At 71.3% G+C, this 21,051-nt stretch carries 21 protein-coding genes; 9 read left to right on the top strand and 12 right to left on the bottom strand.

Annotated elements, in window-relative coordinates; translation table 11 throughout:
* Nucleotides 1-7 precede the first annotated feature (7 nt).
* A complete protein-coding gene (locus tag FHX46_RS21310) occupies nt 8-1,495 on the bottom strand; it encodes a long-chain-fatty-acid--CoA ligase (RefSeq protein ID WP_167117948.1) in 1,488 nt (495 codons plus the stop codon).
* A gap of 115 nt (nt 1,496-1,610) precedes the next feature.
* On the opposite strand from FHX46_RS21310, the gene FHX46_RS21315 reads away from it, so the two are divergent.
* Together FHX46_RS21315 and FHX46_RS21320 are read left to right on the top strand one after the other, a co-directional pair.
* Nucleotides 1,611-2,774, top strand: coding sequence for a PucR family transcriptional regulator (locus tag FHX46_RS21315; protein ID WP_313886212.1), 1,164 nt, complete (start codon nt 1,611-1,613; stop codon nt 2,772-2,774).
* A 34-nt stretch (nt 2,775-2,808) separates the two neighbouring features.
* Nucleotides 2,809-3,306, top strand: a complete 498-nt coding sequence (locus FHX46_RS21320; protein ID WP_167117953.1) for a DinB family protein — start codon at nt 2,809-2,811, stop codon at nt 3,304-3,306.
* Between the two features lie 59 nt (nt 3,307-3,365).
* Here the strand turns inward: FHX46_RS21320 and FHX46_RS21325 are convergent, their stop codons facing one another.
* A complete protein-coding gene (locus tag FHX46_RS21325) occupies nt 3,366-5,990 on the bottom strand; it encodes a valine--tRNA ligase (protein ID WP_167117968.1) in 2,625 nt (874 codons plus the stop codon).
* 233 nt (nt 5,991-6,223) lie between these two features.
* Here FHX46_RS21325 and FHX46_RS21330 point away from each other — a divergent pair, with 233 nt between their 5' ends.
* Both FHX46_RS21330 and FHX46_RS21335 read left to right on the top strand, forming a co-directional pair.
* Nucleotides 6,224-6,661, top strand: coding sequence for a MarR family winged helix-turn-helix transcriptional regulator (locus tag FHX46_RS21330; RefSeq protein WP_167117971.1), 438 nt, complete (start codon nt 6,224-6,226; stop codon nt 6,659-6,661).
* A 4-nt stretch (nt 6,662-6,665) separates the two neighbouring features.
* Nucleotides 6,666-8,069: an MFS transporter gene (locus tag FHX46_RS21335; protein WP_313886213.1), complete on the top strand. Its 1,404-nt coding sequence runs from the start codon at nt 6,666-6,668 to the stop codon at nt 8,067-8,069.
* A 10-nt stretch (nt 8,070-8,079) separates the two neighbouring features.
* Here the strand turns inward: FHX46_RS21335 and FHX46_RS21340 are convergent, their stop codons facing one another.
* Both FHX46_RS21340 and FHX46_RS21345 read right to left on the bottom strand, forming a co-directional pair.
* A complete protein-coding gene (locus FHX46_RS21340) occupies nt 8,080-8,577 on the bottom strand; it encodes a VOC family protein (protein WP_167117974.1) in 498 nt (165 codons plus the stop codon).
* 67 nt (nt 8,578-8,644) lie between these two features.
* Nucleotides 8,645-9,202 (bottom strand): YceI family protein, encoded by a 558-nt coding sequence (locus FHX46_RS21345; protein WP_167117977.1) that lies wholly within the window; start codon nt 9,200-9,202, stop codon nt 8,645-8,647.
* 85 nt (nt 9,203-9,287) lie between these two features.
* On the opposite strand from FHX46_RS21345, the gene FHX46_RS21350 reads away from it, so the two are divergent.
* Complete coding sequence (locus FHX46_RS21350) at nt 9,288-9,761, top strand: MarR family winged helix-turn-helix transcriptional regulator (protein ID WP_167117981.1); 474 nt, start codon at nt 9,288-9,290, stop codon at nt 9,759-9,761.
* Here the strand turns inward: FHX46_RS21350 and FHX46_RS21355 are convergent.
* Both FHX46_RS21355 and FHX46_RS21360 read right to left on the bottom strand, forming a co-directional pair.
* A complete protein-coding gene (locus FHX46_RS21355; RefSeq protein ID WP_167117983.1) occupies nt 9,746-10,501 on the bottom strand; it encodes an SDR family NAD(P)-dependent oxidoreductase in 756 nt (251 codons plus the stop codon). The two genes, FHX46_RS21350 and FHX46_RS21355, sit on opposite strands and share 16 nt — an antisense overlap.
* Nucleotides 10,498-10,917, bottom strand: coding sequence for a VOC family protein (locus tag FHX46_RS21360; protein WP_167117986.1), 420 nt, complete (start codon nt 10,915-10,917; stop codon nt 10,498-10,500). The genes FHX46_RS21355 and FHX46_RS21360 overlap by 4 nt, the downstream gene beginning before the upstream one ends.
* A 69-nt stretch (nt 10,918-10,986) precedes the next feature.
* On the opposite strand from FHX46_RS21360, the gene FHX46_RS21365 reads away from it, so the two are divergent.
* Both FHX46_RS21365 and fdhD read left to right on the top strand, forming a co-directional pair.
* The gene (locus tag FHX46_RS21365; protein WP_167117989.1) at nt 10,987-11,646 is read left to right on the top strand and encodes a GntR family transcriptional regulator; all 660 of its coding nucleotides are present in this window, start codon (nt 10,987-10,989) and stop codon (nt 11,644-11,646) included.
* 83 nt (nt 11,647-11,729) lie between these two features.
* Complete coding sequence (gene fdhD, locus FHX46_RS21370; RefSeq protein WP_167117991.1) at nt 11,730-12,566, top strand: formate dehydrogenase accessory sulfurtransferase FdhD; 837 nt, start codon at nt 11,730-11,732, stop codon at nt 12,564-12,566.
* A gap of 3 nt (nt 12,567-12,569) precedes the next feature.
* On the opposite strand, the gene FHX46_RS21375 is transcribed toward fdhD, so the two are convergent.
* Complete coding sequence (locus FHX46_RS21375) at nt 12,570-13,472, bottom strand: LLM class flavin-dependent oxidoreductase (RefSeq protein ID WP_167117995.1); 903 nt, start codon at nt 13,470-13,472, stop codon at nt 12,570-12,572.
* 74 nt (nt 13,473-13,546) lie between these two features.
* Between FHX46_RS21375 and FHX46_RS21380 the strand changes: the two genes are divergently transcribed.
* On the top strand, nt 13,547-14,479 hold the full coding sequence (locus FHX46_RS21380; RefSeq protein ID WP_167117998.1) for an alpha/beta hydrolase: 933 nt from the start codon (nt 13,547-13,549) through the stop codon (nt 14,477-14,479).
* 46 nt (nt 14,480-14,525) lie between these two features.
* On the opposite strand, the gene FHX46_RS21385 is transcribed toward FHX46_RS21380, so the two are convergent.
* From FHX46_RS21385 to tig, 5 genes are all read right to left on the bottom strand, one after another.
* A complete protein-coding gene (locus FHX46_RS21385) occupies nt 14,526-14,927 on the bottom strand; it encodes a hypothetical protein (protein WP_167118001.1) in 402 nt (133 codons plus the stop codon).
* Between the two features lie 42 nt (nt 14,928-14,969).
* Nucleotides 14,970-16,265 (bottom strand): ATP-dependent Clp protease ATP-binding subunit ClpX, encoded by a 1,296-nt coding sequence (clpX, locus tag FHX46_RS21390; protein WP_167118004.1) that lies wholly within the window; start codon nt 16,263-16,265, stop codon nt 14,970-14,972.
* Nucleotides 16,266-16,483: 218 nt separating this feature from the next.
* The gene (locus tag FHX46_RS21395; protein WP_167098248.1) at nt 16,484-17,113 is read right to left on the bottom strand and encodes an ATP-dependent Clp protease proteolytic subunit; all 630 of its coding nucleotides are present in this window, start codon (nt 17,111-17,113) and stop codon (nt 16,484-16,486) included.
* Between the two features lie 26 nt (nt 17,114-17,139).
* Nucleotides 17,140-17,754, bottom strand: coding sequence for an ATP-dependent Clp protease proteolytic subunit (locus FHX46_RS21400; protein ID WP_167098251.1), 615 nt, complete (start codon nt 17,752-17,754; stop codon nt 17,140-17,142).
* Nucleotides 17,755-17,893: 139 nt separating this feature from the next.
* Nucleotides 17,894-19,282: a trigger factor gene (gene tig / locus FHX46_RS21405; protein ID WP_167118007.1), complete on the bottom strand. Its 1,389-nt coding sequence runs from the start codon at nt 19,280-19,282 to the stop codon at nt 17,894-17,896.
* A 227-nt stretch (nt 19,283-19,509) separates the two neighbouring features.
* On the opposite strand from tig, the gene FHX46_RS21410 reads away from it, so the two are divergent.
* Nucleotides 19,510-21,051: an FAD-binding oxidoreductase gene (locus tag FHX46_RS21410; RefSeq protein WP_167118009.1), complete on the top strand. Its 1,542-nt coding sequence runs from the start codon at nt 19,510-19,512 to the stop codon at nt 21,049-21,051.

Genomic DNA, 21,051 nt, shown 5'->3' on the forward strand with positions numbered 1-21,051 from the left:
ACCCCTCCTACGCCCGTGCGGCGATCTCCCGCTTGAGGATCTTGCCGGTCGGCCCCTTCGGCAGCTCCGGCACCAGCCACACCTGCCGCGGGTACTTGTACGCGGCGACGCGTTCCTTGACGTAGTCACGCAGGTCGTCCGCGGTGGTGGTGGCGCCGGGCTTGAGCGCGACCGCGGCCGCGACCTCCTGCCCGTGCGTGGGGTGCGGCACGCCGATCACCGCGGCCTCGGCCACGTCCGGGTGCTCGTAGAGGACCTCCTCGACCTCCCGCGGGTACACGTTGTAGCCACCACGGATGATCAGGTCCTTCTTCCGGTCGACGATGAAGTAGTAGCCGTCCTCGTCCTGCCGGGCGAGGTCGCCGGTGCGCAGCCAGCCGTCCGGGATCGCCTCGGCCGTGGCCTCCGGCAGGTTCCAGTAGCCGCGCATCACGTTCGGCCCGCGCACCGCGATCTCCCCGACCTCGCCGGGCTCGACCTCGGCGCCGTCGGGATCGAGCAGGCGCACCTCGACCCCCTCGATCGGCGTGCCGATCGAGCCGGCCTTGCGCGGCCGGTCCGGGTGGTTGAAGGTGACGACCGGCGAGGTCTCGGACAGGCCGTAGCCTTCGAGGACCGCGCAGCCGAAGGTGTCCTCGAACCCGCGCAGGACCTCGACGGGCAGGGCCGCGCCACCGGAGACGCACATGCGCAGGGTGCTCGCGTCGATCCCGGCGGCGCGGGGGTGCTGCAACAGGGCCCCGTACATGGTGGGCACCCCCTCGAAGACGGTGACCCCGAACCGTTCGATCGCGTCCAGCACGGCCTCCGGCTCGAACCGCGGCACCAGGACCAGGCAGGCGCCGCGGTGGACCGACGCGTTGAGCGCGCACGCCTGCCCGAACGTGTGGAACAGGGGCAGGCAACCCAGGACGACATCGGAGGGCCGCAGGTCCAGCATCCGCCCGGCCACGGTGGCGACGTTGCTGCGCACGTTGGCGTGGGTGAGGACGGCGCCCTTGGGCCGCCCGGTGGTGCCCGAGGTGTAGAGGATGACCGCCGGGTCGCCGTCGTCACGGGCCGCGACGTCGTGCTCCACCGGCCCGGTGAGACCGGTCAGGAACGTGGCCGGGTCGACGACCGTGCAGGGCATGCCGGCCGCGGCGGCGGCCTTGCCCGCCTCGTCGGCGACCCCGCCGAGGACGAACAGCCGGGTGGCGCCGGAGTCGGTCAGGTAATGCTCCACCTCGCGGGCCTTGAGCATCGGGTTCATCGGCACGACCACGCCGCCGGCACGCAGGACGCCGTAGTAGAGGACGGCGAACGGCAGGACGTTCGGCAGCATCACGCACACGCGGTCGCCGGCCTGCAGCCCCTCGGCGTGCAACCGGCCGGCCACGCGGCCACTGGCCTCGTCCAGGGCGGCGTAGCTCAGCACGGCGTCGCCCAGGCGCAGCGCGGGTGCCTCCGGCTGCCGCCGGGCGGTGCTGGTCAGGATGTGCGCGAGATTCGTCATTGAATGCCCTCCGCCGGCTCGTCCGCATCATGGTGCGGGTCGGCGGCCGCGGCGGCCCATGTTCACACGGACAACCGTCAACCGGTGTCTGTTGTCATGGGGAACAATGACGGTCGTGTCGCGCACCGCTCCCGGGTTGCCGGCCGTGGCGGCGACGCTGCTGGCCCGGCTGGATCCGCTCGCCGCCGAACTGACCGCCCGGATCCGCGCCGAGATCGGTTTCTACGTCGTCAGCGACGACGTGCCGGACGCTTCGCTGGCGGAGTCGGTGCGGGACAACCTGCGTCTGATCCTGCACGCCCTGATCGCCGGCGACCCGCCGGACCTGGCCGCCGCGCACGCCACCGGGCGGGAACGGGCCGTCCAGTCCGCACCGCTGCCGGAGGTGCTGGCGGCGTTCCGGATCGGCTTCGGCGGCCTGTGGGCCGCGATCGCCGCCGAGGCCCGTGCGACGGGAGCCATCGACGACGCCGCCCTGGTGGACATGGTGGCCGGCGTGTGGCAGCTGGCCGGGGACGTGGCGGACGCGATGACCGCGGCCTACCGGGACGCCGTCGCGGAGATGATGCTGCGCGACGAACACCGACGCTCGGTGCTCGTCGAGGCGCTGCTGTCCGGGGAGATCGACCAGCAGTCGCTGTGGGAGACGGCGCACGCGCTGCGGCTGCCGGTCGAGGGCCGCTTCGTCGTCGTGGCCGCGGCGACCCCGGAGCCCGGCGGGGAGGCGCTGCCGGGGATCGCCTCCCGCCTCGCCGCGTCCGACATCCGGTCGGCGTGGCGGTTGCAGCCCCACCAGCAGGTCGGGGTGCTGGCCCTGCCCGCACCGGCCACTGTGGACGGTGTGCTCACGGTGCTGCGACGGGCGAACGCGCGCGCCGGCGTCAGCCCGGTGTACCGCACGCTGCGGGAGACGCCGCAGGCGCTCCAGTTCGCCCGGCTGGCGCTGCGTGGCCTCGGGGACGGCGAGGTCGCGCAGTTCGCCGACACCCCGCTCGCGGTGCTGATGGCCGCGGCGCCCGCCGAGGCGGGGCAGGTCGCCGCCCGCGTGCTCGGGCCCGTTCTGGCGCTGGCGGACCGGGCACGCTTGCTGGACACGCTGGAGTGCTGGTTCGACGCGGGCGGTTCGGCGGCCGAAGCGGCACAGCGGCTGTTCTGCCATCCCAACACCGTGCGGTACCGGCTGCGGCGGGTCGAGGAACTGACCGGCCGGAAGCTGACGGACCCGCGGGCCGTCGCGGAACTGTCGGCGGCCCTCCAGGCACTCCGGATGCATCCCTGACCGGTGCCAGCCCGCGACCGCATAGGGTGGCGGCATGACGAACCGCGGTGACGTGCGTCCGCCCAGCGGAAACGAGGACGAGAAGACCACGCTGGTGACCTTCCTCGACTACCTCAGGGAGGCGATCGTCGCGAAGGTCGCCGGTGTCCCGGACGCCGCCGGGCGCGCCGCGGGAGTGCCGTCCGGCACCAGCCTGCTGTGGCTGCTCAAGCACCTGATCGCGGTCGAGCACAACTGGTTCGCCTGGGCCTACCGGGGCGAGGAGCCGCGCGTGGACGACGACGCCCTTCCCGCTGACGCCGACACCGCGGACACGCTGATCGCCGAATACCGCGAGACCGTGCGGCGGTGCAACGAGATCATCGCCGAGTGCCCCGATCTGGACCGCCCCGGGGCGCGATCGCTGCGGGAAACGGACTCCTGCCCGCCGTCGATGCGCTGGCTGCTCGTCCACATGATCGAGAAAACCGCCCGGCACGCCGGTCACGCCGACATCCTGCGCGAGCAGATCGACGGCTCCACCGGCCGCTGACCCCTCCGCCTGCCGGGAACGGGGGCCGTCCGCGGGAAACCCGCGAACGGCCCCCCGGCTCACGCCGTGGGCAGGGAACCCAGCCGCGCCGTCAGGCGCTCGATGTCCGCCGCCGCCGCATCGCGCCGCACCTTGATCTTGTCGACCACCTCAGCCGGCGCCTTGTCCAGGAACGCCTGGTTCCCGAGCTTGCCCTCGGTCTGCTTCAGCTCCTTCTGAGCCGCCGCCAGATCCTTCTCCAGCCGCTTCCGCTCGGCCGCCACGTCCACCGCGCCGGACAGGTCCAGCTCGACGTGCACGTTCCCGCCGGACAGGCTCACCTCGACCGAGGCCGAGGCGGTGAACCCGTCCTCCGGTGCGGTCAGGCGCGCCAGCGCCCGGACCGCTTCCTCGTGCCGGCCGAGGTCTGCGAAGCCCGCACCGTCGACCCGCGCCGCGACGCGCTGCCCCGGCTTGAGGCCCTGGTCGGAGCGGAACCGGCGGATCTCGGTGATCAGCTTCTGCACGTCGGCGATCCGCGCCTCGGCCGCGGCATCCGTGTAGGAGTCGTCGGCCGTGGGCCAGGGGGCGATCACGATCGACTCACCGCCGGTCAGCGCCTGCCACAGCTTCTCGGTGATGAACGGGATCACCGGGTGCAGCAGCCGCAGCACCGTGTCGAACACGTGGCCCAGCACCGCGCGGGTGCCGTCGGCGTGCGCACCGGCGATCTGGACCTTCGCCAGCTCCAGGTACCAGTCGCACAGCTCGTCCCAGGTGAAGTGGTAGAGCCGGTCGACGGCCTTGGCGAACTGGAAGTCCTCCAGCAGGCTGTCCACTTCGGACACCGTGGTGGCGAGCCTGCCGAGGATCCAGCGGTCGGCCTCGGTCAGGTCCGCCGCGGCGGGCAGCGGCTTCGCCACGGTGGCGCCGTTCATCAGCGCGAACTTCGTGGCGTTCCACAGCTTCGTGCAGAAGTTGCGGGAACCGGCCGCCCACTCCTCCGCCACCGCCATGTCCGCGCCCGGGTTGGCGCCGCGGGCGAGGGTGAAGCGGGTGGCGTCGGCGCCGTAGCTGTCCATCCAGTCCAGCGGGTCGATGCCGTTGCCGCGGGACTTCGACATCTTCTTGCCGAACTGGTCCCGGATCAGCCCGTGCAGGTAGACGTGGTCGAACGGCTGGACGCCGTCACCGGCGTAGAGACCGAACATCATCATCCGGGCGACCCAGAAGAACAGGATGTCGTAGCCGGTGGACAGCACGGTGGTCGGGTAGAACTTCGCCAGGTCCGCGGTCTGTTCCGGCCAGCCCAGCGTGGACAGCGGCCACAGGCCCGAGGAGAACCAGGTGTCCAGCACGTCCGGATCCTGGGTCCACCCGTCACCCGACGGCGGCTGCTCGTCCGGCCCGACGCACACCGTCTCGCCGTCCGGCCCGTACCAGACCGGGATGCGGTGGCCCCACCACAGCTGGCGCGAGATCGTCCAGTCGTGCATGTTGTCGACCCAGTCGAAGTAGCGCTTCGCCAGCTCCGGCGGGTGGACCTTGGTGCGCCCGTCGCGCACCGCGTCCCCGGCGGCGCGGGCCAGCGGCTCCACGTTGACCCACCACTGCAACGACAGCCGCGGCTCGACCACGGTGTCGCACCGCGAGCAGTGGCCGACCGCGTGCAGGTACGGCCGCTTCTCGGCCACGATCCGGCCCTGCTCGCGCAGCGCGGCGACGATCGCCGGGCGGGCCTCGAACCGGTCGAGCCCCTGGAACGGGCCGGCGACGGTGATCGTGGCGCGCTCATCCATGATCGTCGGCATCGGCAGGTCGTGCCGGCGGCCGATCTCGAAGTCGTTCGGGTCGTGCGCGGGGGTGACCTTGACGGCGCCGGTGCCGAACTCCGGGTCGACGTGCTCGTCGGCGATGACCGGGATGCGGCGGCCGGTCAGCGGCAGCTCCACCTCGGTGCCGACCAGGTGCCGGTACCGCTCGTCGTCCGGGTGCACGGCCACCGCGGTGTCGCCCAGCATGGTCTCGGCGCGGGTGGTGGCCACGACGATCGCGTGGTCACCGTCGCCGTAGCGGATCGAGACGAGCTCGCCCTCGTCCTCGGAGTGCTCCACCTCGATGTCCGACAGCGCGGTGAGGCACCGCGGGCACCAGTTGATGATGCGCTCGGCGCGGTAGATCAGGCCGTCGTCGAACAGCCGCTTGAAGATCGTCTGGACGGCGCGGGACAGGCCCTTGTCCATGGTGAACCGCTCGCGCGACCAGTCGACGCCGTCACCGAGGCGCCGCATCTGGTCGAGGATCTTGCCCCCGTACTCGGCCTTCCACTCCCAGACCCGCTCGACGAACTTCTCGCGGCCCAGGTCGTGGCGGGACTTGCCCTGCTCCGCCAGCTCGCGCTCGACCGCGTTCTGGGTGGCGATGCCGGCGTGGTCCATGCCCGGCAGCCAGAGGACCTCGTAGCCCTGCATGCGGCGGCGGCGCGTCATCAAGTCCATCAGCGTGTGGTTGAGCGCGTGCCCCATGTGCAGGCTGCCGGTCACGTTCGGCGGCGGCAGCACGATGGTGAACGGAGGCTTGTCCGACCCGGCGTCGGCCGTGAAGTAGCCCGCGTCTACCCACCGCTGGTAGAGGGCGGCTTCTTCATCGGCCGGGTTCCACGCGGCCGGGAGGGCGGGCTGCTGGTCAGGGGCGTTCTCCGTCACAACCGGTAAGTGTACGAACCGGGTAATCCGCGCTGCATCCGCATCGGCTCCGTGACCGGTGACGATCTCCGCGCGCCGCGTCCGGCGCGGGGCAGGTCCGAAGTGGACGGGCAGCTCGACGTCCGGCTTCGACGGGACCGCGACGAACGACGTCACCAAGCCGCTGCCCGAGTTCACCGGCGGCTGCCGCCGACCAGTTCGACAGGCTGGACTCATCAGTCTAGACTGTGGATATGCCCCGGGTACCGAACGACGTCGCGCGACTGGCGGGATCCGTGCGGGCCGTGGTCGGGCAGCTGCACCGCCGGTTGCGGCAGGTCGACAACGCCGGGGTGCTCACGCCGTCCCAGTCGGCGGTGCTCGCCCGGCTGGACCGGGACGGTCCGGCGACCCAGGCGCAGCTCGCGGCGGCCGAGCACGTCCGGCAGCAGTCCATGGCGGCCACGCTCGCCGTGCTGGACGAGCTCGGCTACCTCACCCGGACGCCCGACCCGCGGGACGGCCGCCGCATCGTGATCAGCCTGTCGGACCTGGGCGAGAAGACCGTGCGGGGCGTCCACCAGCACCGCGAGGAGTGGCTGGCCCGCGCCCTGGTCGACGAGCTCACCCCGGACGAACGCCGCACGATCGAGGACGCGCTGCCGCTGCTGCGGCGACTGGCGCAACGATGAGGGAGTGGTGACGACGGCTCAGCCCACGACGACGCGATCCTCCACCGCCTATCCCCCGCGCCTGGTCCTCCCGCTGGTGGCCAGCGCGGTCCTCAACCCCATCAACTCCACCCTGATCGCCGTCGCGCTGGTGCCGATCGGCCGGGCGTTCGGCGCCGGGCCGGAGCAGACCGCGTGGCTGATCACCTCGCTGTACCTGGCCACGGCCGTGGGGCAGCCGGTGGTCGGGCTGTTCGTCGACCGGTTCGGCGCGCGGCGCGTGCTGCTGGCCGGCGCGGTGACCGTGATGCTCGCGGGCATCGGCGGGCTGCTCGCGTTCTCGCTGGGCTGGCTCGTCGCCGTGCGGGTCGTGCTCGGGGTCGGCACGTGCGCCGGGTTCCCGGCCGCGATGGCGGTGCTGCGCCGGCGCGCGGACACCACCGGCGGTGGCGTACCGAGCCGGATCCTGTCGGTCCTCGCGATGTCGGCGCAGACCGTCATGGTGATCGGGCCGACGCTCGGCGGTGCGCTGATCGGTCTGGCGGGGTGGCCGGCGATCTTCGCGGTCAACATCCCGCTGGCCGCCGTCGCGATCGTGCTCGCCCTCCTCTGGGTGCCCAAGGACCCGGCGCCCAGCGGCCCCCGGGAGCCGATCGACGTCGCCGGCATCGCGTTGTTCTCGGCGACCCTGCTCGCGGTGCTCCTCTACGTGATGGCGCCCGCGGTGTCCGACCTGTACCTGCTCGGCGTCGCGGTGCTGCTGGCCGCGCTGTTCATCCGCGTCGAGCTGCGTTCCCGCCGGCCGTTCCTCGACCTGCGCATGCTCGCGGGGAACGGCCCGCTGCTGCGCACCTACCTGCGCCAGGCACTGGCGTTCCTCATCGTCTACGCGGTCATGTTCGGGTACGTCCAGTGGCTGGAGTCGGCGCGCGAGCTGTCCGAGTCGGCGGCCGGCGCGCTGCTGATGCCGATGTCGGTCGCCGCCGTGGTGGCTGCGGCCTGGGCCGGCAAACCGACCCGGCTCAAGGGCCGACTGATCGTCAACTCGACGGCCCTGCTCGCCGGGGCGGTGCTGCTGCTGTTCGTGGGCGACGGGACGTGGCTCGGCGCGCTGGTGGTGCTGGCCGCGATCTTCGGGCTGGGCCAGGGGCTGACGAGCGTCACCAACCAGACCGTCCTGTATGGACAGGCGCCGCCGGAGGTGATCGGCACCGCGAGCGGCCTGTTCCGCACCGCGCAGTACCTCGGCGCGATCGCGGCGTCGACGCTGATCGCGTTGTGCTTCGGCGACCGGGCCAGCTCGGGCGGCCTGCACGGGCTGGCCGTCGCGCTCATCGTGATCGGCGTGGTGCTGTTCATCGTGACGGCCGCCGACCGGGCCCTGCGGAACGCCGGTACCGGGGCCGGCGCACCCGGGCACCGGCCGTGACCGCCGGCTTCTAGAGCACCTGGTGGCCGTACATCTCACCCAAGGGGTCGGCGATGAGCTCGATGCGGGCGCCGTCCGGATCGCGGAAGTAGACCGAGACGTCGCTGTGCACGGCGTGCTCGACGCCGGCGTCGGCCAGCTTGCCCGCCAGCCGCTGCCACCGCTGCGGGTCGACCGAGATGGCGACGTGGTGCAGCCCGCCGAGCACCTCGGCGTAGGGGCCGACGTCCAGGCCGGGGAAGTCGAAGAAGGCCAGCAGGTTGCCGTTGCCGATGTCGAAGAAGAAGTGCGACGAGCCGGGGTAGTCGCGGTTCTCGATCAGCTCGGTGAGCGGGAACTCCAGCACGTCCTGGTAGAAGCGGATGGTCCGCTCGACGTCGCTGCTGATCAGCGCCGTGTGGTGCAGGCCACGGGCGGAGGAGGCCGGCCGTTGCCCGGCGGGCTGGAGGTGGGCGTCGCGGATGCGGTCGCGCTCCGCGCGCACCGCGTCGAGGTCGACGGAGCTCATGGCGTTCCTTTCTCCGGTGCGGAGGTGGTGTGCCCGGCTTACCCGCCGGGCACCACCGGCATCCGCGTCAGGCGGCTTTGATCGCGGAGACCTCGAACTCCAGGGTGACCTTGTCGCTGACCAGGACACCGCCGGTCTCCAGGGCGGCGTTCCAGGTGACGCCGAAGTCCTTGCGGTTGATGGTGGTCGAGCCCTCGAAGCCGATCCGGGCGTTGCCGAACGGGTCCTGCGCGGCGCCCTCGAACTCGAACGGGATCGTGACCGGCTTCGTGATGCCCCGGATCGTCAGGTCCCCGGTCACGTCGAAGCTCGTCTCACCGGTCTGCTCGATGGCGGTGGAGACGAAGGTGATCTCCGGGTGCTCGTCCATCGACAGGAAGTCGTTGCTGCGCAGGTGCGCGTCGCGGTCGGCGTTGCGGGTGTCGATGCTGTCGGCCTTGATGGCGACCGTCACCGACGATTTCGCCGGGTTCTCGCCGTCGATCCGCGCGGTGCCGCTGAACTCGTTGAACGAACCGCGCACCTTGGTCACCATCGCGTGGCGGGCGACGAAACCGATGCGGGTGTGGGTCGGGTCCAGGGTGTACTCGCCGGTCAGGGTCGGGTAGCTGGTCTGGGCGGTCATTCGGGTTCCTCCACTGGTTGATGTGTCATCCTCACCGTGGCACAACTTGGGTGACACGTCAACTATTCCCGCTATACTCGGGAGCATGACCCGATGGCTCGACGAGTCCGAACAGCAGGCGTGGCGCGCGTACGTGACCATGCAGAGCCACCTGAACGCCGCACTGGGCCGCCGGATGCAGGCCGACTCGAAGCTGTCGCTGCCCGATTTCGAGGTCCTGGTGCAGCTCACCGAGACCCGGGAGGGACGGGTTCGGGTGTTCGAGCTGGCCCGGGCGCTGGACTGGGAGAAGAGCCGGCTGTCCCACCACCTGCGCCGCATGCAGAAGCGCGGACTGGTGGCGCGCGAGGAGTGCCCGGACGACGCGCGCGGCGCCTACATCGCAGTGACACCCGAAGGCCGGGAGGCGATCGAGCAGGCCGCGCCGCACCACGTGGAGACCGTGCGCGAGCTGGTGTTCGACGTCCTGACCCCGGATCAGGTGGACGCCCTGCGGGCGATCTCCGAGCGGATCCTCGCCGCGGTCCGCCCGGAGGACTGGGCTCAGGACCGCAAGTAGGAGGCGCCGTTGACGTCGAGGATGGCACCGGCGGCCCATTCGGCCCCGGCCGAGGCGAGGTAGACGACCGCGGCGGCGATCTCACCCGGTTCGGCGACCCGGCCGAACGGCGACTGCGCCCGCAACGCCGCGCCCCGCTCCCCCGTCAGCCAGTCCGCGACCCGCTCGGTGGCGATGAACCCCGGCGCGACGGCGCTGACCGCGATGCCGTGCGGCGCGAGGTGCACGGCGAGCGACTGGCCCAGCGAGTGCAACGCGGCCTTGGTCGCCCCGTACGCCGGGTGGTCCGGTTCGCCGCGGAAGGCGCCACGCGAACCGACGTTGACCACCCGACCGCGGGCGCCACGGGCGATCATGTGCCGGGCGACGCAGAACGTGAGGTCAGCCGCGCCGAGCAGGTTGACCTCGACCGACTGCCGCCACACCGCGCGCCAGTGCTCGAACGTGGTCTCCGCCAGCGGGTGCGCCGTCTCGGTGGTGGTCACCACGGCGGCGTTGTTGACCAGCACGTCGACACCGCCGAGCGCCTCCTCGGCGGTGTCGGCGATGACCCGCGCGTCCCGGATGTCGCCCTGCACGAGCGCGTGGCCGTCGCCGGGCAGGGCGGCGAGCGTGGCTTCCGCGGCCACCCGGTTGGCGTTGAAGTGCACCGCGACCCGGTCACCGCGCTCGGCGAACGCCGTCGCGATCGCGCGGCCCAGGCCGGCCGAGGCACCGGTGACGAGGACTCCGCGGCTCATCGGGCGAACAACTGGGACTCGTCGCGGAACGCCTTGAACTCCAGGGCGTTGCCGGCCGGATCGTGCAGGAACATCGTCCACTGCTCCCCCTTCTCGCCCGCGAACCGCTGGTAGGGCTCGATGACGAACCGCGTCCCTGCGGCCCGGAGCCGGTCGGCCAGCTCGTGGAACGCGTCCACGGTCAGCACCAGCCCGAAGTGCGGCACCGGGACGTCGTGGCCGTCCACCGGGTTGCGCCCGGCCTCCGCCCGCGCCCCCTCGACGACGTGGGTGACCACCTGGTGGCCGTGGAAGTTCCAGTCGACCCACTTCGCGTCGGAGCGCCCCTCGGGCAGGCCGAGCACCCCGCCGTAGAACTCCCGGGCTCGGCGGAGGTCGTCGACCGGGATCGCGAGGTGGAATGCGGGACGAGTCATCGAGCGGTCCTCCTTGTCGTCGGTGGGCCCAGCTTGACCGAGCCGGGGCAGCAATGTCAACATTCGAACATGCAGCCCGCCCGGCGGCGCGGCCTGGCCGAGGAGGCCGCCGACCGCATCCGCGACGAGATCCTCGCCGGCCGGTTCGCGCCCGGCAGTGCCCTGCGGGAGGTCGAGCTGGCCGCGTCCCTGCGGGTCAGCCGCGGGTCGGTGCGGGAGGGCCTGGCGATCCTGGAGCGGGAAGGCCTGGTGCACAGCGAGTGGCACCGGGGCACGCGGATCATCGGGCTGACCGAGACCGACATCATCGAGGTGTACGCGGTCCGCGCCGCGCTGGACCGGCTCGCGACGCTGACCGCGGCCCGGCGCGGACGGCCGGAGCAGTTCGACGAGCTGGACCAGCTGGTCGCGACGATGGAGCGGGAGACCCGGGGCGCCGCCGACGGCGGACGGCTGGTGGCGCTGGACATCGAGTTCCACGACTGCGTGTACGCGATGGCCGGCAACGGCCGGCTGACCAGCGCGTGGGAGGCCGTGCGGTCGCAGGTGCACCTCTTCCAGGCCCACCGGGTGCGGCTGTCGCACGAGCACTACCGGACCCGCGTGGTCGGCGAGCACCGGGAACTGGCGGCCCTGCTGCGTGCCGGGCGCGTCGAGGGGCTCGGCGACCTGGCGGAGGAGCACGTGCAATCGGCGTGCCGCGGACTGCTCGACAGCCTCCAGGCCTGACGGCCCCGGCCCGCTCGCCTAGGCTGGTCCTCGCGGCGGCACTACCCAGCCGTGGTCGCCGAGACGGGGAACGAGGGGTCGCCATGGGCCGCGTGACGGTGCGACGTCCGGTGCGGAAGCTGACCGGCGACGGGCAGCACCGCCGGGCCGATCTGCTGGCGGCCGAGGAGCCGCTGGAGCTGCGGGTCGGCGGCGCGGCGCTGGCCGTCACCATGCGCACCCCCGGGCACGACGTGGAGCTCGCGCACGGGTTCCTGCTGTCCGAGGGCGTCATCGGCGCGCGCGACGACGTGTTCGCCGCCCGCTACTGCGACGGCGTGGACGACCAGGGACGCAACACCTACAACGTGCTCGACCTGACCCTGGCCGACGGTGTCGCACCGCCGGAGACCGGCGTGGAACGGAACTTCTACACCACGTCCTCGTGCGGGGTGTGCGGCAAGGCGGCACTCGACGCGGTGAAACTCAAGACCCGGTTCCCGCCCGGGCAGTCGGCGTTCGCCGTCACGACCGAGGTGCTCGCCGGGTTGCCGGACGCGCTGCGGGCCCAGCAGCGCGTTTTCGCCAGCACGGGCGGTCTGCACGCCGCCGGGTTGTTCCGCGCCGACGGGTCGCTGCTGGCCGTGCGGGAGGACGTGGGGCGGCACAACGCGGTCGACAAGGTGCTCGGCTGGGCGTTGCTGGAGGGCCGGGTACCGCTGTCGGACTGCGGGCTGCTCGTGTCCGGGCGGGCGTCGTTCGAACTGGTGCAGAAGGCCGCGATGGCGGGCATCCCGTTCCTCGCCGCGGTGTCCGCGCCGTCCTCGCTGGCGGTCGAACTGGCCGAGGAGAACGGCATGACCCTGGTCGGGTTCCTGCGCGGGACGAGCATGAACCTCTACACCGGCGACCAGCGCGTGCTGGAGCCGGCACGGGCGTGACGGTCAGATCCGGGGCATGACCTCGGCGGCGAGACGTTCCATCTGCTCGAACTGGTCGGCGAACGGGGTGAACAGGATCAGCTCGGCACCCGCCTCGGCCACCTCGCGCACCCCGGCCACGCACTCCTCCGGCGTGCCGGCGACCGCGACCGCCTCCAGCCCGCGCTTGCCGTAGATGGCGGCGAGACCGTCGGCCGCGTGGCGGCGCGCGGCGTCGCCGTCGTCGTCGATCGCGATGTAGACCCGCTTGGCGACCCGGAAGTCGTCGCGCCCGGCCTCGGCGAGCAGCTCGCGCACCGTCCGGACCTGACCGGCGAACGCCGTCGTGGTCGCGGAGCCCGCACCGAAGAAGCCGTGACCGAACCGGACGGCACGCTTGAGGGCATTGGGGTGGCTGCCGCCGAACCACAACGGCGGCCCGGGTTTCTGGAACGGTTTGGGTTCCATCGCCGCGCCCTCCAGCTGCCAGAAGCGCCCGCCGAAGTCGACCGTGTCCTCCGCCCACAGGGCTTTGACCAGGCGGATGCCCTCGGTGAACCGGGCGACGTGGGCGTCGCCGTCGATGCCGAACGCCCCGAAGGGCCGGTTGCGGCCGCCGCTGCCGACACCGACCTCCAGGCGGCCGCGGCTGAGCTGGTCCAGCGTCGCGAGGCTCTTGGCCAGGTGCACCGGGCTGTGCAGCGGGGTGACGTAGACGGCGCAGCCCAGGCGCAGCCGCTCCGTGCAGGCGAACGCGTAGGCCATCGTCTCACTGGGCGCGAGGTGCGGGAACCGGCCGAGCGTCTGCTCCTGGGTCCAGCCGCTGTCGAACCCCAGTTCCTCCGCCCGGCAGACATAGGCGCGGAAGGCGCCGGGGTCGAACGTGCCGTCGGCGACGAACTGCGGAATGGAAATCGCGAACCGCATGACGACGACACTAGCGGTACCGGGTGTATCACCGTGGGGATTTCGCGCGACAAGAGAGTCGAGACTGATGTTGAATGGCCCGGGAGGCCCAGGTGACCGAGGACGAAGCGACCGAGCCGCGCAGGCGGCCCAGCCGCCGTTCGGTGCTGATCGCAGGGGCTTCGGGCCTGGGTATCGCCGCGTTCGCCGCCGGTACCGCCACCGGGGTGCTACCGGTGAGCGAGGCCGTGCAGCGGGTGCTGGGGGTGACGTCGTCCTCGCCCGCCACGCAGATCGGCGTGGCGAAGGTCGAACGGGTGTGGTCGCGCTACCGCAACCGGATGGTCGACCTGGTGATGTTGCTGCCGTCGAAGTCGCCACCGCCGAACCTGCCGATGTCGCTGCTGCTGCACGGCCTGCACGGGCGGGCGCGGACGGCGGCGCCGACCGGGACGCTCGCCGAGCTGGCCAGCCAGGTCGCGCGCAAGCGGATTCCGCCGTACGGGTTCGTCGCGGTGGACGGCGGCGACAGCTACTGGCACGAGAACGTCCCGGGCGACGACCCGATGGGGATGCTGCTCGAAGAGGTCCCGCAGTGGCTCCGGGAACGCGGCCTGGGCGGCACCGACGGTCTGCCGTTCGCCTGCACCGGCATGTCGATGGGCGGTTTCGGCGCACTGCTGTACGCGCGCCGGCGCGCCGAGCGCCGGGAGCCGGCCGGGGCGCTGGCGTTGATGGCGCCGGCGCTCATCCTGTCGTGGCCGGAGATGAGCAAGCGGAACGCCTTCCACGACGAGGCGGACTGGGCGTCGATGGACCCGCTGAAACACCTCGACGCGACGGCCGGCACCCCGACCGCCGTGTGGTGCGGTACGGAAGACGCGTTCGTCGCCGGCGCCCGGCGCTTCATCACCGCGCTGAAGCCGGAGATCGGCTACACGGCGAAGGGCAAACACGGCGACTCGTTCAACCGCACCGTGGTACCCAGCCTGATCAGCTTCCTGGGCAGGCACCGCCCCACGGCATGACGAACCGGGCCACCGCCACGCGGCTCGCGTCGCGCCGTGGCGGTCGTCAGCGGACTGAGCGGCCCAGCGCCGAGATCAGCCACAGTCCGAGGAGCGTCGCCGTGAAGAGCAGGCTCGTCCAGGTCAGCAGGGGACGGAACTCGGTGCCCGCCCGGCGCACCCGGGTCAACGCGTAGAACCCGAAGCCGAGCACCGGGAGCGGGATCGCGGGCAGCACCGACAACCGCACGGGGGCGGCGACCACGCACGCCAGCGCCATCAGGCTCAGCAGACCGAGCATGACGCGGTGCAGCACCACACTGCTGAGGTACGGCGCGATGATCCGGAAGGTGAGGTCAGTGATGCCGCGCACGTCGTCCCGCCCCTCCGGAACGACGTTGTCCCCGGCCGTCACGACCGGAGCGGTGCCTTCACCGGCACCCGAACGGCCAGCCCCCTCCACGCTCATTCGGCTAGCTTAGCGAGCGCGGAGCGGACCGTTGCACAGAGATCAGGCAGTCTTCTCGCCGCGCTCGCTGCTGCGACGACGGGACGGCTGACGCGACACGATCGTGGGATTGACGTTCTCCCGCACCGTCTGTTCGGTGATCACGACCTTGGCGACGTCGGTGCGGCTCGGGATGTCGTACATCACCGGCTGCAGCACCTCTTCCATGATCGCGCGCAAACCACGTGCACCGGTGCCCCGCAGCACCGCCTGGTCGGCGATCGCCTCGAGCGCGGTCTTGGTGAACTCGAGCTCGACGTTGTCCATCTCGAACAACTTCTTGTACTGCTTCACCAGGGCATTGCGCGGCTCGGTCAGGATCCGCACCAGCGAGTGCTTGTCCAGGTGCGTCACGTTCGCGACCACCGGCAGACGGCCGATGAACTCCGGGATCAGCCCGAACTTGATCAGGTCCTCGGGCATGGTCTCGGAGAAGACGTCGCTCTCCTCGATTTCGGACTTCGTGCGGATCTCGGCGCCGAAACCCAGCCCGCGCTTGCCGACCCGCTCGTTGATGATCTTCTCCAGGCCCGCGAACGCACCTGCCACGATGAACAACACGTTCGTGGTGTCGATCTGGATGAACTCCTGGTGCGGGTGCTTGCGCCCGCCCTGCGGCGGCACCGAGGCCGTCGTGCCCTCCAGGATCTTCAGCAGCGCCTGCTGCACACCCTCACCGGACACGTCCCGCGTGATCGACGGGTTCTCCGACTTGCGGGCGATCTTGTCGACCTCGTCGATGTAGATGATGCCCGTCTCGGCGCGCTTGACGTCGTAGTCGGCCGCCTGGATCAGCTTGAGCAGGATGTTCTCGACGTCCTCGCCGACGTACCCGGCCTCGGTGAGCGCCGTGGCGTCCGCGATCGCGAACGGCACGTTCAGCATCTTCGCCAGGGTCTGCGCCAGGTAGGTCTTGCCGCACCCGGTGGGCCCGAGCAGCAGGATGTTCGACTTGGCGAGCTCGACCGGCTCGTCCTTGGCGTCCTTCGGGCCGGACTTGTCCTCGGACTGGATGCGCTTGTAGTGGTTGTACACCGCCACGGCGAGCGTGCGCTTCGCGTCGCTCTGGCCGATGATGTACTGGTCGAGGAACTCGTGGATGTCGAGCGGCTTCGGCAGCTCGTCGAGCTTGACGTCGCCGGCCTCGGCCAGCTCCTCCTCGATGATCTCGTTGCACAGGTCGATGCACTCATCGCAGATGTAGACGCCAGGTCCGGCGATGAGCTTCTTCACCTGTTTCTGGCTCTTCCCGCAGAAAGAACACTTCAGCAGGTCCCCGCCGTCGCCGATCCGTGCCATGACCGTTGACCTGTTCCCCTCCGGTGCGCCTGCCCGGCACACCTGATCGTGTTCCTGCCCTCGCCGCCGAGCCAGCGGGAAAAACGTGGCCGCTGCCCCTAGACGGTACCCGCCCGGAGCGCCGCGCGGGAGGACCTGCGGGCGCCGGGCGCCCCGAGACCCTAAACCGGGGGCCGGGGCGCACCGGGTAGGACACGCACCGGCCCCGCGGCGAGGACTCAGCCGATCTGCGACGCCTTGCGGTACGGCAGCACCTCGTCGATAATGCCGTACTCCTTGGCCTGCTCGGCGGTCAGGATCTTGTCGCGCTCGATGTCCGCACGGACCTCTTCGGCGCTCTTGTTCGTGTGCTTGGCCAGCGTGGTCTCCATCAGACGGCGGACCCGCTGGATCTCGTTGGCCTGGATCTCCAGGTCCGAGACCTGCCCGTAGGTGCCCTCGGTGGCCGGCTGGTGGATCAGCACGCGGGCGTTGGGCAGCGCGAGCCGCTTGCCCTTCGTGCCGGCCGCCAGCAGGACCGCAGCCGCCGAGGCGGCCTGACCCAGCGCGACGGTCTGGATGTCCGGCCGCACGAACTGCATCGTGTCGTAGATCGCCATCAGCGAGGTGAACGAGCCACCCGGCGAGTTGATGTAGATCGTGATGTCGCGGTCCGGGTCCTCGTGCTCGAGGTGCAGCAGCTGGGCCATCACGTCGTTGGCCGACGCGTCGTCCACCTGCACGCCGAGGAAGATGACCCGCTCCTCGTACAGCTTGTTGTACGGGTTGGACTCCTTGACGCCGTAGCTGGTGCGCTCCACGTACGACGGCAGGATGTACCGGGACTGCGGAAGCTGGAAGTTGTTCATGAGAGCTTTCTCCTCGTCAGGCCCGGTCAGCGGCTGCCGTTGCTGGACGGGAGCTGGTTCTCCCGGGTGAGGACGTGGTCGACGAAGCCGTACTCCCGCGCCTCCTCGGCGGTGAACCAGCGGTCCCGGTCGCCGTCGGCGATGATCTGCTCGACCGTCTGGCCGGTCTGCTCGGCGGTGATCCGCGCCAGCTCCTGCTTCCACTTGCCGAAGACCTCGGCCTGGATCGCGATGTCGGACGCGGTGCCGCCGACGCCGGCCGACGGCTGGTGCATCAGGATGCGCGCGTGCGGGAGCGAGTAGCGCTTGCCGGGGGCACCCGAGGACAGCAGGAACTGCCCCATCGAGGCGGCCAGGCCCATCGCGTAGGTCGCCACGTCCGGCTCGATGAGCTGCATCGTGTCGTAGATGGCGAAGCCGGCCGTCACCGAGCCGCCGGGCGAGTTGATGTAGAAGCGGATGTCGGACTCGGAGTCCTCCGCGGACAGCAGCAGGAGCTGCGCGGTGATCCGGTTCGCCACCTCGTCGTTGACCTCGGAGCCGAGGACGACGATGCGCTCCTGGAGCAGCCGCTCGTACACCGAGTCGGTCAGATTGAGGCCCGCGGTCGAGCTGCGTGCCTCTGCCTTGTGCTGCGTCACGTCTGCCTGCCTTTTCACCGCTGTGGCTCTCCGCCAGGAGATCCACTGTGCACTGTCGAAGATGCTGAGATCTTGTAACCGACCCTAACGAACTCGGGCGGCCCGGCATGCCCGGTACCGCCCAAGTTCGCTGACAGCTTTATTTCTCGGAAGCAGCCGCGGGTTCCTCGGTGACCTCGGTCTCAGTGGCGGCCTCGGTGGCCTCCTCCTCCTCGCCGAAGAGGTCGCCCAGGTCGAGCTCGGCGCCGGAGGCGTCGGTGACCGTCGCCCGGCGCACGATCGAGGCCAGCGCCTTGCCGCGGCGCACGTCGGCGAAGATCGCGGACAGCTGGCCGGACTGCTGGGCCCGCTGCACGTACTCGTCCGGGCTGATGCCGAAGCGCTGGGCCTGGTAGATGATCCGCTCGGTCAGCTCGGCGTCACCCACCTGGACCTGCTCGGCGTCGGCGACGCTGTCCAGCAGCAGCTGGGTGCGCACCGCCTTCTCGGCCTCGGTCCGCAGCTCGGCGTGGAACTCCTCGAGGGTCTTGCCCTGGGTCTCCAGCACCTTCGCGAGGTTCTCCTCGCTGTGGTCCAGGTCGTGGATCGCGTCGTGCTTGCGGTTCTCGACCTCGGCCTCGAGGACCTTCTCCGGCAGCGGGACCTCGACCGACTCCAGCAGCTCGTCCAGGATCTTGTCCCGGGCCTGCACACCCTGCTGGACCTTCTTCATCTTGGCCAGGCGCTCGCGCAGGTCGGCCTTGAGCTCGTCGATGGTGTCGAACTCGCTCGCCAGCTGGGCGAACTCGTCGTCGGCCTCGGGGAGCTCGCGCTCCTTGACGCTCTGCACCGTCACCGACACCTCGGCGTCGCGGCCCGCGTGCTCACCGGCCACCAGCTTGGTGGTGAAGGTCTTCGTCTCGCCCTCGCCGGCGCCGATGATGGCCTCGTCGATGCCGTCCACCAGCTGGCCCGAGCCGATCTCGTAGGACAGGCCGGTGGTGGCGGCCTCCTCGACCTCCTCGCCGTCGACCGTGGCGGACAGGTCGATCGACACGAAGTCGCCGTCCTGGGCGGGACGCTCGACGCCCTTGAGGGTGCCGAAGCGGGCGCGCAGGTTGTCCAGCTCGGCGTCCACCTCCTCGTCGGTCACCTCGACGTCGTCGACGCTGACCGACAGCCCGTCGAAGTCCGGCAGGGTGATCTCCGGGCGGATGTCGACCTCCGCGGTGAACTCCAGCACCTCGCGGTCCTCGAGCTTGGTTACCTCGAAGTCGGGCTGGCCGAGGGTGCGCACCTCGCCGGCGCGGACGGCCTCCAGGTACTTCGCCGGGATGGCCTCGTTGACGACCTCATCGAGCACCGGCGCGCGGCCGATCCGGCTCTCCAGGACGCGAGCGGGCACCTTGCCGGGGCGGAAGCCCGGGATGCGCACCTGCTGGGCGATCTTGGAGTAGGCGCGGTCGAAGTTCGGTTTGAGTTCGTCGAACGGCACCTCGACATTGATCTTGACTCGCGTCGGGCTGAGCTGCTCGACGGTGCTCTTCAACGTGTTCTCCTCGAGCCGTGAAAACCTGGTTTTCGGGTGGTAGCCGACAAGCGGGCACGGCGGTGCCCAAAGGCCGAGTCTAGGCCAGCGACTTGACAGCACCGGCCCGGCCCTGCTTGCCACGCGGCGCGGCCGCGGCGGGGACTCTCCGTTTACATTCTCCCACGCATTGTCTACCGTCGTGATCCGCAGTCCCGCAGTCCCGCCATCCCCAGGAGCGCCGGTCCGTGACAGCCGATGCCCAGGTCCAGGGTCGTTCCCCGGAACTGGCGGAGACCCCCACGCGGCTGCCGGCGGTCGTCGTGCCGACCGTCGCCCTGCTGGTGGGCGGCCTCGGTGTGTGGGCGTGCGCGCTCTGGCTGGCGCTGGTCCGGCACGCACCGGCCGCGGTGACGATCCCCCTGCACACGGTGGCGGTGCTCGCGCTGTTCACCGTCCTGCACGAGGCCGCGCACCACGCGGCGGGCAGCCTGACCTGGGTGAACGGGGCGCTGGGGCGGGTGGCGCTGCCGTTCGTGTCGCCCTTCGGCGGCTTCCCCGCGGCCCGCTACGTGCACCTGACCCAGCACCGCTCCGGCTCGCCAGCGCACCTCACGCCGTGGAACACGCGCGGACCGGCGTGGACGCTGCCGCTGCGCTGGGCGACCGTCGACCTCTGGCACGTGTGGCGCTACCTCGGCACACCGCGGCGGCCGACCGCGGAGAGCGCCGAGATGCTCGGCATGCTGGTGTTCCTGCCGTGCGTGCTCGCCGCGGTGGTCGGCACCGGGCACGGGCAGGAACTGGCCGTGGTGTACCTGGTGCCGCAGCGGCTCGCGCTCGCGCTCGCTTCGTGGTGCCACGACTGGCGCCCCCGGCGGCGGCCGAGCGGCTACCAGCGGGTGCACGCGGAGCGGCCCGGCCGGCCGTTGTTCCACCACGCCCCCACGATCCCGTCGCCCCGTGCACCCGAGCCGGGAGCGCCCGCGCCGGCGCAGTTCCACCCGCTGACCGTCACCGGGGTGCGATGGCTCACCGGCGAGGCGGTCGCGGTGACGCTCGCGGTGCCGCCCGGGCTGCGCGAGGTGTTCCGGTTCACGCCCGGACAGCACCTGGTGCTGCGAGCCCAGATCGACGGTGCACCGGTGGACCGCCGTTACGCGATCTGCGCCGGCCCCGCCGAACCGGAGCTGCGGGTGGCGATCAAGCGGGTGCCCGGCGGCCGGTTCTCCGAGCACGCGATGGGGTTGCGGCCCGGAGAGACTATCCTGGCCCGGCCGCCGTCAGGAACGTTCACCATGCGGGCCACGCCGCGGCACGTGGTGGCCGTCGCCGCCGGGTCGGGCATCGCGCCGGTGCTGCCGGTCGTGGTGCACCTGCTCGGCACCTCGCCACGCAGCCGGGTGACGTTGCTGTACGTGAACCGATCGGGGGACGACACCCTCTTCGCGGCGGAGCTGTCGGAGTACGCGCGCCGCTTCGAGGGGCGGCTGCGGGTGACGCACTACCGCACCGACGAGCGCGACCCGTGGCTGCGGCACTCCCGTGGCGACCGCCCGTTCGAAAGCATCGGCAAGGCGCTGGCCATCTCCTACGAGCGGTACGTACCGGGCGGGCTGGACGCCGGGCGCATCCGGGACCTGCTGGAGGCCCGGTTGCACCCGGCGAAGGTGGACGAGTGGCTGGTGTGCGCGCCGCCCACGGTCTCCGGACCGGTGTGCGAGGCGCTGGCCGCGCACGGCGTGCCCGCCGCCGTCGTCCACGTCCAGCACTTCCACCGGCCGGCTTAG

Origin of the sequence: Amycolatopsis viridis, from assembly GCF_011758765.1 — a bacterium.
Taxonomy (GTDB): Bacteria; Actinomycetota; Actinomycetes; order Mycobacteriales; family Pseudonocardiaceae; genus Amycolatopsis_E; species Amycolatopsis_E viridis.

Bases quoted from the DNA above. Each gene is read 5' to 3' on its own strand.
- FHX46_RS21365 (WP_167117989.1), top strand. From the start codon at position 10,987: ATGCAGCCCGCCCGGCGGCGCGGCCTGGCCGAGGAGGCCGCCGACCGC.
- FHX46_RS21375 (WP_167117995.1), bottom strand. From the start codon at position 13,472: ATGCGGTTCGCGATTTCCATTCCGCAGTTCGTCGCCGACGGCACGTTC.
- FHX46_RS21385 (WP_167118001.1), bottom strand. From the start codon at position 14,927: ATGAGCGTGGAGGGGGCTGGCCGTTCGGGTGCCGGTGAAGGCACCGCT.
- FHX46_RS21380 (WP_167117998.1), top strand. From the start codon at position 13,547: ATGGCCCGGGAGGCCCAGGTGACCGAGGACGAAGCGACCGAGCCGCGC.
- FHX46_RS21360 (WP_167117986.1), bottom strand. From the start codon at position 10,917: ATGACTCGTCCCGCATTCCACCTCGCGATCCCGGTCGACGACCTCCGC.
- FHX46_RS21330 (WP_167117971.1), top strand. From the start codon at position 6,224: ATGCCCCGGGTACCGAACGACGTCGCGCGACTGGCGGGATCCGTGCGG.
- fdhD (WP_167117991.1), top strand. From the start codon at position 11,730: ATGGGCCGCGTGACGGTGCGACGTCCGGTGCGGAAGCTGACCGGCGAC.
- FHX46_RS21320 (WP_167117953.1), top strand. From the start codon at position 2,809: ATGACGAACCGCGGTGACGTGCGTCCGCCCAGCGGAAACGAGGACGAG.
- FHX46_RS21340 (WP_167117974.1), bottom strand. From the start codon at position 8,577: ATGAGCTCCGTCGACCTCGACGCGGTGCGCGCGGAGCGCGACCGCATC.
- FHX46_RS21395 (WP_167098248.1), bottom strand. From the start codon at position 17,113: ATGAACAACTTCCAGCTTCCGCAGTCCCGGTACATCCTGCCGTCGTAC.
- FHX46_RS21350 (WP_167117981.1), top strand. From the start codon at position 9,288: ATGACCCGATGGCTCGACGAGTCCGAACAGCAGGCGTGGCGCGCGTAC.
- FHX46_RS21355 (WP_167117983.1), bottom strand. From the start codon at position 10,501: ATGAGCCGCGGAGTCCTCGTCACCGGTGCCTCGGCCGGCCTGGGCCGC.
- clpX (WP_167118004.1), bottom strand. From the start codon at position 16,265: ATGGCACGGATCGGCGACGGCGGGGACCTGCTGAAGTGTTCTTTCTGC.
- FHX46_RS21310 (WP_167117948.1), bottom strand. From the start codon at position 1,495: ATGACGAATCTCGCGCACATCCTGACCAGCACCGCCCGGCGGCAGCCG.
- FHX46_RS21345 (WP_167117977.1), bottom strand. From the start codon at position 9,202: ATGACCGCCCAGACCAGCTACCCGACCCTGACCGGCGAGTACACCCTG.